Here is a 12,448-nt window from a genome sequence, read left to right on the forward strand (position 1 = left end):
AATGGAGGTACCACCCACCCACTTACGAAAGGAACGGTTTCTTTGTACATTGCGATGAGAGGAGAACAAGGTAGCTGTGAACGTACTTATGTGTTGAATTGCTGCTGGTTTGGAGGTATAAACAAGCCTTGGCAGGATGAGATCCTCTAGCTTAGCTATCGCGCGGAGATAAGGAAACGTCAATCCGCGATTATAGGGAAATGTGTCATTATAGCGAGTTTGAGGGAACTACAGTACGCTATCATTCTGAAAACCGCCATATTCCACGCCAGAGGGAACTACGATCCGCTATGTCACCAGTTTTCCGGCGGAATCAGCAGGTTCCGCTTAAATAGCGGATCTCAGTTCCCTTTCATGTTGCATTTAACCCAGTTTCCGCCATTTAGCGGATCCCAGTTCCCTTTCATGCTACGTTTACCCCAATTCCCGGCATTTAGCGGATCATAGTTCCTTTTCACACGACGCTCTCTGTCATGGCAAAGCCCAAAGCGAACTAGGATCCGCTAGTTTGCTGAAAACCGTTATGAAGACGCTCATCTCTTAGGGCGGCAAAGCCGCTTTTCTTACTGGCGCGCCTAATGGTTAAGCTAGGCACAACTAATTGCTCGTCAGCCCATCTGTGCTGATGACAGATAAGAGCCTCCAGAGGCTCTTAATCCGCGGAAACAACTACTTTCGGCGCAGATAGAAGCCTCCAAAGACTCTTATTCACTCAAGAAGCTAGCTAATTCGCGCCTCAGCCACAGATAAGAGCCTCCAGAGGCTCTTAATCCGCGGAAACAACTACTTTCGGCGCAGATAGAAGCCTCCAAAGACTCTTATTCACTCAAGAAGCTAGCTAATCCGCGCTTCAGCCACAGATAAGTGCACCCAGTGGCTCTAAATCCGTTTCAACTGCTACTTTCCGCGCCTCATCTCACTATCACCAAGTCTTTCGAAGCGTGAACAAGTCGCGAAGCTCATCGTTGGACAATTCCGTGATCCAGCCTTCGGAGGTGGAGATGACATTCTCGCTGAGGCTCATCTTGTTCTCGAGCATCTCGTCGATTCGTTCCTCCAATGTGCCTAGAGAGATGAACTTATGCACGAGCACGTTGCGCGTTTGTCCCATGCGATAGGCACGGTCGGTGGCCTGGTTCTCCACGGCGGGGTTCCACCAGCGATCGAAGTGGAACACGTGATTCGCCGCGGTCAAGTTCAACCCGACGCCGCCGGCTTTCAGGGATAGTACGAAGATCCCAGGACCGTTAGCGCCGCCTGCTTGGAACGTGTCAATCATCTTGTCACGTTCTGTTTTGGACGTGCTGCCATTCAAGTAAAGCACAGGCTCGTTCCGCTCTGCTTGCAAAACATCAGCGAGTATACGTCCCATGCCGACGTACTGCGTGAAGATCAGGCAAGACTCGCCTTCATCCCTAAGCTCGCCGACCATGGCTACGATCCGCTCCAGCTTCGCGGATCGCGCAACGAAAGCTTCGCGCTGGTTTTCATCCTGCAGCGCATCCTCGGAGAGCATCGCTTCTTTCGTCAGCAGCAGCGGATGGTTGCAGAGCTGTTTGAGCTGCGTTAACGCTGCGAGGATGGCGCCTTTGCGCTCCATGCCCTCGAGCTTCTGCATCCGCTCAAGCAGACTCTTGACCGCCTGCTCATACAGAGCGCCTTGTTCGGCGGTCAGATTCATGTAGACCTTCATTTCCTGCTTGTCCGGCAAATCAAGCTGGATCGCAGGATCTTTCTTTTTGCGGCGCAGCATAAAAGGTTTCACGAGCTTCTGGAGCTGAACCGTGCGCTCCTCATCCTGATGCTTCTCAATCGGGTTGGCGAAGCGGTGTTGAAATCCGCGCTGGTTGCCCAGATAACCGGGATTGAGGAAATCATAGATGGACCAAAGCTCTGATAATCGATTCTCAATCGGTGTGCCTGTCAAGGCGATGCGGTGCTTGGCCTCAATGGCTCGGACAGCCGCGGATTGTTTGTTTTGGGCATTTTTAATATTCTGGGCTTCGTCCAAGCAAAGGGAACTCCATACGGTTTCTTGCAGTGTGTCTTGGTCCATTAATGCGGTCGTGTAAGAGGTGAGGACGATATCCGCCTCTTTCAATTGGGCATTCAGCGCATCTCCGCTTAGTCGTCCCTTGCCATAATGCAGCACAACCTTGAGTTCTGGCGCAAAACGGGCGAGCTCTTTCTGCCAGTTGCCAAGCACGGAAGTAGGGCAGATAAGCAGAGCAGGAGAGGAAGACTCCGCTTGATGATGCAGCAAGTAAGTGATGAATTGGACCGTTTTCCCAAGTCCCATATCATCTGCTAGACAAGCTCCCAAGCCGAATTTGCGCAGGAAGCTCAGCCAAGTGAAGCCTTCGAGCTGGTAATGACGCAGATGCGCGCGCAGCCCCGTCGGAACTTCTAATAAGGTTAGTTCGGAAGGCTGGCCAAGCTGGCGCAGCAGGGCAAGCAGATGCGCGTTCAATTCAACTTCCAACTGAATGCGTGCTTCTTGCTCTTTTTCTTCTTCTTCGGTGAGGCCTGCGTTTGGCTGCTTAGCGCCGTTCTCAGCTTCATTGAGCAGATGCAGTTGGAAAATATCCTGCAAGGACAAACCTTCATCTGGATTGACACTCGCCATCAGCCTGCGGATTTGCTCCAGCAGCGCGGGGTCCAAATAAACCCATTGACCGCGAAATCGGATGAGGCGTTCGTTGCGGCTTAGAAGTGCCGCAAACTCAGCTTCGCTAAGCTCTGAATCACCAATCGCTATGCGCCAATCGAAGTTGACCAAGGCATTGAGACCAAACAGCGATTGACCTTTGCCGCCGCCGCCAACATCGGAAGTTACTTTGGCGCGCAAACGCGGCTTCCGCTTCGAGGCAGCTTCCCACCAGGCTGGCAGCATGACGTGCCAGCCATCTTCAAGGAGGTGGCGGCTGTCTGTGGTCAGAAATTCCCATGCCGCTTCATCGCTTAGCGGTTCAGCCAATAGCTCATCCCCATCGCTCAAATTAGGCAAAGCTTCTTGCAATCTTGCTGTCCAGCCAGGGGAGCGATCTTGAATGGATGAACCCCAATCACCAGGCCATGCGCCTGTGGCTTGTCCATCTGTGAATAGGCGGATTGGCGTTACTATTGCGCCTTCCGTTTTATCCTGCAAGACGAGACGAAGACGCCATTCGTCGTCTTCCTCATCAGGTTCCAGCAATTGAAGGGCTGGTCGGAAGGGCGTTGTATCAGGCTTCCAGCCGAGCGATTGCAGCCATTCATCTTCTGTATAGGCATTGGCGGAAGCATTCGTGGACTTACGTCCGTGAAACAGTGCCGGATATTCACGCCTAAGATCAGCAAGCGCAGCTTCATCGGGATAGTGCTCAGCCGTTACGACTGCGGAGAATGCAGCCTGCAAGCCCGATTTCACTTGATTGAACTCAGCTCGACCATAGTGTGATGCCCAATCAAGTTCTTTAAGTTCTGCGGCTTCAACGTCCCAGTTCCACAGCAGTGTTCCTTCACGGTAAGCTTGGTAACTTGGCACATAGTGGCCTTGCTTGGCGGCTTGATGAAGCAGATGGGCAGTTTCTAGCAGCCCTTTTGCGCAGCCATTGCCGCCTTCCCACCTTAGAACATCCATAAAACTTGGATCAGCGAAGAACGGAAGAACCATCTCTACGGGAAGGATAACGACAGTGACATCGCCTGCTGGCTTTACTTCCAATAATGTTCCATAGCAGGAGGGCTCATGCCAGGTGAAGAGCAGCTTGCGCAAGGTTTCACCGGGTAGATCACGTCCATCTTGAAATCCCCACAGCAATGCATCGCCGGTTTCGGCTAAGGTCACATGGATCGTCATATCATGCAGTTTAGTGATCATTCTAGAAGCTTTCCTTTCCTGAGCTCCTCTTGCAGAGCCCGCAAACGGCTGTGACGTTCTACGAACCCTGAGAAGTATGAGTCCCAACGCTCGGGTTGTTTCATTTTTTTGTATACTTTTTCCAGACGTTTCAGCAGCCGGGTCGCAGCTTTGTAATCGCGCCGATTTTTCAAACTCACATAATGATCCACCGCTTGATGGAAATAGGGCAGCAGCAGCGAAGGGTTAGCCTTTTCGATTGGCTGGAGCACACTGACACGGTGGTGAAAGGGATCGTGGCCAAACAGCATTTGCATCTCTAGCCAAGGCTTCCATTTCTCTTGCTCATACAGCATTTGTTCAATGACACGCAAGGACTGCGGCAGGAAATCTTCGAAAATGCGCCACATTTGTTCCTCGGATTCTGGAACGTGTGCAATGGCTGTTTTCCACATATTTGCATAGATTTCAAGCTCTCTGGTTCGTCTCGTATTGAAAAAAGAGCTGGATTTATGCAGCCAATCCACAAGGATTTCCCAGTTCTGAGTTTCAATAAGTAGCGTTAGAAAAGTGATGAATAAACTAGCTGGAGCAGCTTTGAAACCTGGACTTTCTTCTAGCGCTTTCCAGGCCATATCGCCTTTGGCCATCCGTAAAAGCAGAAAAGCTTTGGCTGCGGCAAGGGAAGGAGTCGGATGTTCATCCAACCATTTATCCAACTCTGCGATCTCTGCAGGAAGGAGAGAGGCAGCCTCAGGCCCAGGGAGAATCCAATATTGCCAGAAGGTCATATAGATGCCAAAATCATGATACTTCTGACCGGCATCTTCGGCCATCTGTTCTCTGCAGTAGGCTGAAGTCTGTTGCAGCAGGGCGCTGCTTTCCAATGAACCGACGGCGTCTCCCTGGTTTTTTAGCCAAATTTGCAGATCCTCAGCGATACGGTAAATTGTTGAAGACGAATAGTGAATAGGACCAGCTTGCAACTGCAGTTCCTTTATTTTGCGCAAAATAAACAAGGATTGATGGAGTTCCCAGTAGGGATATTCCCGATCTGTAAAAGGAACAGAAGCCCTGGTTATCGACGCCAAGCTTTTTCGTAAACTTTCCGCATAGGTGCTCTGATCCAAGGACGGTTTGATAGATGACGTGTATTGATTCAGCCAGCGATGCCAGCCCGTGACATCCATATTGGGCAATTGCTGCATGGCAGAGTCCAGGTCGGAGCTGGCAGCAGCCCGTTTGAGATAGAGTTTGGCGTTCATAATTTGCGATGGAAGGTAACCCTGGCGGTCAGCCAGCTCCATCATGACGGCGGCTAGATGCTTGCAAGCATGCTGAACCGGGCATGTGCATTGGCTCAGACTAAGCTTGTCCAGGTTCAAAGAAACCTGATAGGTATCGGCTTCCTCAACTCGGGCTTGAACAGTGCGCCCTTCAGAAATCGTAAGTTGTTTTACCTGTTCCTGCTTAAAATGTGTAAAACCTCGACTTAGTGTAACTTCATTATAGGTGGCGGCTACATACTCGATTAACTTCAACCACTGGCTGTCATTTAAAAGGGGAGTAGAACTCATTAAGAAGCTCCTTGCCAAAATAGTGATGAATGAACGGAACTAACAATCCTCTAAGTATAAAGAGTGATCAGGAGATTGTAAATTTGATCAATTCCAATGATGTATATACCAGAATTTAGAGGGGATAATGAAGGCATGTCAAACTGCTTTAGGGGAATCCATCATGTTTGCTCGTTGGTTGCGTTCGAAGAAGCATATAGAACCGCAAACTGTTCAATCGGCACCATCGACTTCTACGCCGATATCACCTAATCTGAAAACGAATATCGATTATATTGAACAAATCGTTGGCTACAGCTCGGATATCATTATTCGTGAAAGTATGTTTCACGCGATTGGCAGACCCATGGCGATTATTTACACAGATGGCCTGGTTGATGTGACGATTATCAATGATTTTATCATGAGATCGTTGATGTCGGAATCGATCCTTGCAGGTCCCGAAGATGATCCGCTAAAGATCATGGAATCTTTTACACTCGCCATTGGCGAAATCAATCAAATCTCTGATATGGAACTGGTCCTCAACCATGTGCTGTCCGGGGATTCTGTTATCTTCGTTGAAGGCTCGGCGATTGCCCTGGCGGCCAATACCAAGGGCTGGAAGGACAGAGGCGTTTCGGAAACCAGTGTAGAGACCGTGATTCGCGGCCCGCGGGAAGCTTTTTCAGAATCCATCAGAACGAATTCAGCACTGATTCGAAGAAAAATAAAGGATCCGAATCTATGGTTAGAAACATTTCGGATCGGCAACGTAACGAAGACGGATATGATTCTTATTTACATAAAAGGCGTTGCCCGCGAGTCCTTGATTGCTGAGGTGCGGAGACGATTGAACAGCATTCAGATTGATGGTGTTTTCGAAAGCAGCAATATTGAGGAAATGATACAGGATCAGCAAATAACCGTGTTTCCTACATTATACAACTCCGAGCGGCCTGATGTGATTGCGCTGGAGCTGATGCAGGGGAAGATCGCGATTCTAGTGGATGGAACGCCCTTCGTATTAATTGCGCCGGCCTTGTTCGAAACTTTCCTTAAAGCATCCGAAGATTACTATCACCGAGTCGATATAAGCACTTTGATCCGCATGCTGAGGTATGCGGGCTTTCTTATCGCCTTATTGGCGCCATCCCTCTATGTTGCGATTACAACATATCATCAAGAAATGATCCCGACATCACTGTTGATCAGCTTGAGCGCCCAGCGAGAAGGGACGCCGTTCCCGGCTTTTATCGAAGCCTTGATGATGGAGGTCACGTTCGAAGTATTGCGGGAAGCAGCGCTCCGTATGCCGCGAAGTATCGGTTCGGCGTTGTCGTTCGTGGGCACCTTGGTTATCGGTCAAGCCGCTGTTGAAGCCGGAATCATTTCGGCCGCGATGGTCATTGTTGTCTCGATAACGGCGATATGCAGTTTCGTATTTCCCTCTTATGACTTATCCAATGCCATTCGTATTCTTCGTTTCCCGATGATGGCTTTGGCAGCCTCCTTTGGATTGGTAGGTATTTTTGTCGGTCTGCTCGTTCTCGTCATGCATTTAAACAGCTTGCAATCCTTCGGCGTACCTTATCTGAGCCCGTTTGCGCCACTGGAATTGGATAGGCAAAGAGACGCGATGTTTCGACTGCCTTTCCAAAGAACCTTTTCACGCATTAGCCAAATAAGCAAGCAGAATGAGGAAGCCAAACGCAAGCCGCAGTAGTGTGAAAAAGTGAATTTCCTCGAGGTGGGTGTGATTAATCGACTATTGCTGGTTATATGTCTGATCGCTGCTGTGCTAATGACAAGCGGCTGCTGGAGCCGCAAAGAATTGAATGCCATATCCATTGCGCAGGGAATCGGCATTGACATAGAAGACAATCAGTATGTCTTAACCGTTCAGATCGTAAATCCAGCCGATTTTTCTAAAAAACAAGATAGCGCCAACACATCGATTGTTGTGTATTCGGCCAAAGGGATTACCTTGAATGAAGCTGTTCGTCGATTGACGGCTTCACTCGCTAGGAAAATATTTTTTGCCCATATCCGGATTGTGGTCATCTCGGAGCATGTGGCGAAGCAAGGAATTGCCAAACCGCTTGATTTTTTGATGCGGGGCAATGAAATTCGTTCGGATTTCAATGTGGTCATTGCCAGGGAAAGCTCAGCGAAAGAAGTGTTAAGCATCTTTACCCCGTTGGAAAAAATTCCGGCTAACTACATCTTTAATGCGCTGGAAGTGGCGAATAAGGAATGGTCGCACGTCGCATCCATTAAGCTGGACGAAGTCGTCAACAATATACTGGGCGAGGGGATGGACCCTGTACTCAGCGGGATTCGGATCAGCGGGGACAAAACAAAAGGAAAAGAAGCAGCGAATTTGCGGCTTGCGTCACCGTTAGTGAAGTTCGAGCATGCGGGAATTGGCATGTTTAAGAAGGATAAGCTGCTGGGCTGGTTGGATGAAAACGAAGCAAGGGGCTTTTCACTGATTACGGATCGTGTTCAACGTACTTCAATTCATATTCCTTGTCAGGAAGGAGGCAATATAGGGATTGATATTTCGAATGTCCACACGCATATTCGCAGTAAGATGATCAATAATAAACCGGAAATTTGGGTGAAAAGCATGGTGAAGGGAAGCATTTCAAGTGTTGGATGCCAGATTGATCTAACCAAAATGGAGACGATTAACATGGTGAACGAAAAAGTTTCCGAAGTAGAAAAATCGCTGATGGAGAAAGCCATTCAGAAAGCTAAAAGCTTAGGAACCGATGTGTTTGGATTTGGCACAGCTGTACACCGCGCGGATCCCACCTATTGGAACCAATACAAGAATGACTGGGACAAGACGTTTAACCAACTGCCAATCCATATTCAAATTGATACGAATATCAACAGTACAGGCACGATCGGTAAATCGCCAGTAAATCGTGTAGAGGAGTAGGGAGAGATGGTGCTGGGAATCTGTATACTCGCGATTTCTATCTTTTTCGCTAGTATTGAAGTTCCGAAACTACGCAGTAAAGGGGCCAAGGGGAATGCAGCCGTTTATCTTATTTTTCTAGGCTTAGGGAACCTTTTAGTCATGTTAAGAGTATTGGGGCAACCGATTCCTAATCCAGGAGATTGGATCTCTCTGATTATGCAGCCGATCACGAAACTGTTGCTTGCGATGGATCTCATTAAAGCGTGAAACGGAGGTGCTGATAATGAATGAGATGCTTTCCCCGAGGCAAATGATGATACTTGTCCTTCTCTTCATGGTCGGAACAACCATTCTGGTCGTCCCATCAGCCTTAGCCAATGAAGCCAAGCAGAATGCTTGGCTTCTCGAGGTGATTGGGACAGGGAGCGGGATGTTTTTCTTATGGTTGTATATGCTCATTTTCAAGCGGAATTCGGAGAAAAGCTTGTATCAAATGAATGAACAGCTCTTTGGCCGCTGGATGGGCAAAGGGATCAGCATGATCATTATTTGCACACTGCTGATTACTTGTGCTCAGGTTTTATATTACATTGGCAGCTTTATTACAACGCAAATTATGCCGGATACTCCGCTTCAAGCTATTCATGTTTTGTTTATTATCGCTGTTATGATCGGCGTTAATTTTGGTATTGCCAATTTAGCCCGTACGGCGGAAATTTTTTTTCCGTGGATTATCCTCTTGTTTGTCGTCTTTATTTTGTTAATTATCCCAGAGATCAAACCTGGCCAATTGCTGCCAATAAGTGAATTGAAGGGGATGTCGTTGATACGCGGCGCCTTGCAGGTGGTGAACTATTCCTACTTGCCCTTATTTATCACTTTTGCCGCTTTTAATTCAGTGGTGGTGTGGAAGCCCCAAATAGGAAAAGCTTATGTCTACGGAGGCTTGCTCAGCGGCCTGATGCTGATGATCCTTGTTGTGGTAAGTACGACTGTACTGGGCCCGGCAAACACAGAAACGCAAATATATCCAACCTATGTGCTGGCAAGGAAGATTAATGTCGGTAATTTTTTGCAGCGTATCGAGGTGATTGTCGCGTTTCTATGGTTCGTTTTTGTTTATTTCAAGCTTACCCTGTATTTCTATGCGATGATTGTAGGATTCGGGCAAGTGTTTCAACTGCCCAATCAAGGGAAAGTACTTATTTTTCCATTAGGCATGATTGTGACCGTCCTTTCGCTTGTCATCTATCCGAACTTTGTCTACAAAAGTAAGTGGGACTCTTCGACATGGACCTCAGAGGCTTTGATTCTGGGACTGGTATATCCATTGATCCTGTTAATGATGTGCATATGGAAAAATAGAAAGGGCGCTTGACTTTTCATTCTGTAACAAATATAATTACAGTATAAAGTTACTTACAAATAAGAAGTGGCGGTGATGATGATGAGCATTAAAATCAGTGATTGGGTTATGGCAACGACCAATGAGGATGAATTGATTCACGGTTTTGTTCAATCGATGGATAGTCGGCATGGAGTGGCTCGCATCTATGTCATCGCATCCGATCATGATTCTGCGATTGGCAAAGTGATGGAAGTCGCTCAGCAGGATATGAAGAAATTGCCTGTAGCGGCATTTGATATAGAAGATCAAGTCAAGAGCTTAATTGATATTGCTTTGACAACACGGGATGAACAGTGGTTTATGGAGCTCACAGACACGTTGTTCACCCTTCAACAGAACGGTTCGAATCGCAGTGAACATGAATTTATGCCAACGGGTTACACGAACCGCTTGGGTGTTGACCAGTTTTGATTTGTATGAGAAAAAGCCAATTCCGTTGACTTGTCCGCAAGGAGGTCATCTGGATTGGCTTTTTTAATGCTAGCCGCGGGCTAGATTGGTTTTATTGCTGTGAAGGCGTTTGAACGGGCATGGGCTTCGCCTTAACCATCTCGGCGGCAAAAAGCGTCTGGAGCTCGGCAATTTTCCGTGGATCGGTAAGGGCCATTTTATCTGTAAAATAATGCTCCATTAACAGCTCCCATGTAGGTACAACCTTCTGCGAGGTGATGGCTTTGATGGCCGTCTTCACAAGCCGGCGCTCTTTGGCATTGGCATATACGTCAATGTACTGCTGTTTGCGGTCGAAGTCTAGGTGGCCATAAATCGCCCGAAATACTTCCGCGGTCATCCGCGCATCGTCCAAGGCTCGGTGTGCCGAACCTTCGGCTTCAATATTCAGGTCAAGCAATGCGCCTTCGACGCTCACATCATTGTTCACATTCTTGTAGCGGATATATCCTTTTAGAAGATCAAAATAATTCGCTGCCATCCAGTAAGCATCATCCAGCTTATGCATGCGTGTATCGAATACAATGCGTTTCAAATCCTCGCCGCCCCAAGTGATCAGGAGCAGTTGTTCACTGCGGTTTAACCAAGCAATAAAATCCCCGATGACTTTGCGGAAACCGTCCGCTTGATCGATTTCTTCTTGCGGGATGCCGGTTTTTTTCTTAATAAAGCTGTTCAGTTTGGAGAAATATACCGGTTTGATCAAGAAAGAAAACTCATCTACTGCTTCTAAGGAAGCATTCAGCCTTACGGCACCAATCTCGATGACTTCCATCGGCAAGTCACTTGCAAATTTGCGGCCGTTAAATTCGATATCAAGAATAATGTAGTCCATGTTGTTTGCCCCCGTTCCATCTCTGTGCTTTCCATTTTAACAGAAAAAACTTAGGATACCATCTTCCTTTTTCCATAAATGGCGCTGAGAATCAAGCTAAACAGCAGGCCGATAAAGGACATCCCTGAAATCCATAGGTATAAAGGCTTTCCACCAAAGCTTTCATAGAACCATCCGCCGATATACGAAGCGACGATTCCGGATACGCCGAAGAAGAGCAGAGCCAAGACGGTCTGTCCAGTGGCACGCCATTCTTCAGGCACGATTCGGTACAGATATTGAATCGCTGCCGAGTAGAAGATGGGGAAAGTGAAGGTTTGAAATAGCTGCAAATAAACGAGCACATGTGGGTCTGTTACCCAGGCGGACATGAAGAAGCGGATAAAGTAAAAGACAGCCGAGAAGGCGATGATCGCCAATTCTTTGCCTTTGCGGAGCCACCAGAAGCTGAGCGCAAATACGAGAATTTCACTGCCCGCGGCAAGAAACCAGGCTAAGCCGACTAAATCCGGGCTGCCGCCTAATTTGCGAATATAGACACCCAGAAACGTATCGTTGATACGCTGAGGGACTGCAATAATGAAGATCAACATTAAGAACCAAATGGTTTCTTTATTGCTTAGGAACTTTTTCAAGCTAGTTAGCGTGATCGGTTTGCCAGTTACAGGCGCATCAGGCAGGGAAAAGCAGATGAGGACGCTGATGACACCAAATGCTGCGAATAAAAGAGCCAAGCTATTGAGGCCTAGATATTGAATCGTGTAGCCCACAGCCAGCGACATGACGGCATAGCCGACAGCGCCAAAAGTCCGGATGGAGCCATAGCTAACACCGTTGGCTTCAGCCGTTTGGAAATTAAGACTCTCCGTCAAAGGATCAAGCGGCATGAGGAAGAAGTACATCAACATCGTAAACATAAGCAGCACTAGAAAGCTATTGGAAGCATACAGCAGATAACCAATGATCGTGGAGCAGCCTAAGAGGAGCAGCATAATTTTCTTAATGGTTTTGGTTCGATCGCTGATCATGCCCCATAGAGGTTGTGAGAATATCGTGATGATACCGCCTGTTCCGATAATCAAGCCAATCTTCGTTGCAGGCAGACCCTGTGCATCCAGATAAACGGGAAGAAATGAAATGAACATGGCGAGTAAGGCAAAATACAAAAAGTTGAAAGTACGCAATCGATTTGAAGAATTCATGAATGACCTTTACCTTCCTGGTGAATTAGCATAAAGCTGATGAAAACTCCATTCTATCACGCGGCGTGTAAGATGCCAAAGAAAAAGTAGGAAAAGATGGCAGCGGAACAAGGATAAGCTATTTGCTGATGCGCCTGATTATCTTGTTCGTTCTGTTCGATAGGCAGAAGTTGGAAGTTGTATGCGTTTCCTTAGAGGAATCTGCCTCATTCACTGCGAATGTA

9 protein-coding genes are annotated in these 12,448 nt (G+C 47.6%); 5 read left to right on the forward strand and 4 right to left on the reverse strand.

The window, feature by feature from the left end; all coding sequences use genetic code 11:
- Positions 1-922: 922 nt before the first annotated feature.
- Together LOZ80_RS07795 and LOZ80_RS07800 are read right to left on the reverse strand one after the other, a co-directional pair.
- Positions 923-3,862 (reverse strand): DEAD/DEAH box helicase, encoded by a 2,940-nt coding sequence (locus LOZ80_RS07795; protein WP_238170893.1) that lies wholly within the window; start codon positions 3,860-3,862, stop codon positions 923-925.
- A complete protein-coding gene (locus LOZ80_RS07800) occupies positions 3,859-5,418 on the reverse strand; it encodes an SWIM zinc finger family protein (RefSeq protein ID WP_238170894.1) in 1,560 nt (519 codons plus the stop codon). The genes LOZ80_RS07795 and LOZ80_RS07800 overlap by 4 nt, the downstream gene beginning before the upstream one ends.
- A 163-nt stretch (positions 5,419-5,581) precedes the next feature.
- Between LOZ80_RS07800 and LOZ80_RS07805 the strand changes: the two genes are divergently transcribed.
- From LOZ80_RS07805 to LOZ80_RS07825, 5 genes are all read left to right on the forward strand, one after another.
- Positions 5,582-7,123, forward strand: coding sequence for a spore germination protein (locus LOZ80_RS07805; protein ID WP_238170895.1), 1,542 nt, complete (start codon positions 5,582-5,584; stop codon positions 7,121-7,123).
- Positions 7,124-7,153: 30 nt separating this feature from the next.
- Positions 7,154-8,347: a Ger(x)C family spore germination protein gene (locus tag LOZ80_RS07810; protein ID WP_238170896.1), complete on the forward strand. Its 1,194-nt coding sequence runs from the start codon at positions 7,154-7,156 to the stop codon at positions 8,345-8,347.
- A gap of 6 nt (positions 8,348-8,353) precedes the next feature.
- The gene (locus LOZ80_RS07815) at positions 8,354-8,596 is read left to right on the forward strand and encodes a hypothetical protein (RefSeq protein WP_238170897.1); all 243 of its coding nucleotides are present in this window, start codon (positions 8,354-8,356) and stop codon (positions 8,594-8,596) included.
- Between the two features lie 16 nt (positions 8,597-8,612).
- Positions 8,613-9,707 carry a GerAB/ArcD/ProY family transporter gene (locus tag LOZ80_RS07820; protein WP_238170898.1) on the forward strand — a complete coding sequence of 365 codons (1,095 nt, stop codon included), beginning with the start codon at positions 8,613-8,615 and terminating at the stop codon, positions 9,705-9,707.
- Between the two features lie 63 nt (positions 9,708-9,770).
- The gene (locus LOZ80_RS07825; protein WP_238170899.1) at positions 9,771-10,148 is read left to right on the forward strand and encodes an IDEAL domain-containing protein; all 378 of its coding nucleotides are present in this window, start codon (positions 9,771-9,773) and stop codon (positions 10,146-10,148) included.
- Between the two features lie 91 nt (positions 10,149-10,239).
- Here LOZ80_RS07825 and LOZ80_RS07830 read toward each other — a convergent pair whose 3' ends face one another.
- Together LOZ80_RS07830 and LOZ80_RS07835 are read right to left on the reverse strand one after the other, a co-directional pair.
- Positions 10,240-11,022, reverse strand: a complete 783-nt coding sequence (locus LOZ80_RS07830) for a 3'-5' exonuclease (RefSeq protein WP_238170900.1) — start codon at positions 11,020-11,022, stop codon at positions 10,240-10,242.
- A gap of 50 nt (positions 11,023-11,072) precedes the next feature.
- Positions 11,073-12,224 carry an MFS transporter gene (locus tag LOZ80_RS07835; RefSeq protein ID WP_238170901.1) on the reverse strand — a complete coding sequence of 384 codons (1,152 nt, stop codon included), beginning with the start codon at positions 12,222-12,224 and terminating at the stop codon, positions 11,073-11,075.
- Positions 12,225-12,448 lie beyond the last annotated feature (224 nt).

It is taken from the genome of Paenibacillus sp. HWE-109 (genome assembly GCF_022163125.1).
Lineage (GTDB): Bacteria > Bacillota > Bacilli > Paenibacillales > NBRC-103111 > Paenibacillus_E.

Coding starts and splice junctions, on each gene's coding strand:
- LOZ80_RS07795 (WP_238170893.1), bottom strand. CDS start 3,862: ATGATCACTAAACTGCATGATATGACGATCCATGTGACCTTAGCCGAA.
- LOZ80_RS07800 (WP_238170894.1), bottom strand. CDS start 5,418: ATGAGTTCTACTCCCCTTTTAAATGACAGCCAGTGGTTGAAGTTAATC.
- LOZ80_RS07805 (WP_238170895.1), top strand. CDS start 5,582: ATGTTTGCTCGTTGGTTGCGTTCGAAGAAGCATATAGAACCGCAAACT.
- LOZ80_RS07815 (WP_238170897.1), top strand. CDS start 8,354: ATGGTGCTGGGAATCTGTATACTCGCGATTTCTATCTTTTTCGCTAGT.
- LOZ80_RS07820 (WP_238170898.1), top strand. CDS start 8,613: ATGAATGAGATGCTTTCCCCGAGGCAAATGATGATACTTGTCCTTCTC.
- LOZ80_RS07825 (WP_238170899.1), top strand. CDS start 9,771: ATGATGATGAGCATTAAAATCAGTGATTGGGTTATGGCAACGACCAAT.
- LOZ80_RS07830 (WP_238170900.1), bottom strand. CDS start 11,022: ATGGACTACATTATTCTTGATATCGAATTTAACGGCCGCAAATTTGCA.
- LOZ80_RS07835 (WP_238170901.1), bottom strand. CDS start 12,224: ATGAATTCTTCAAATCGATTGCGTACTTTCAACTTTTTGTATTTTGCC.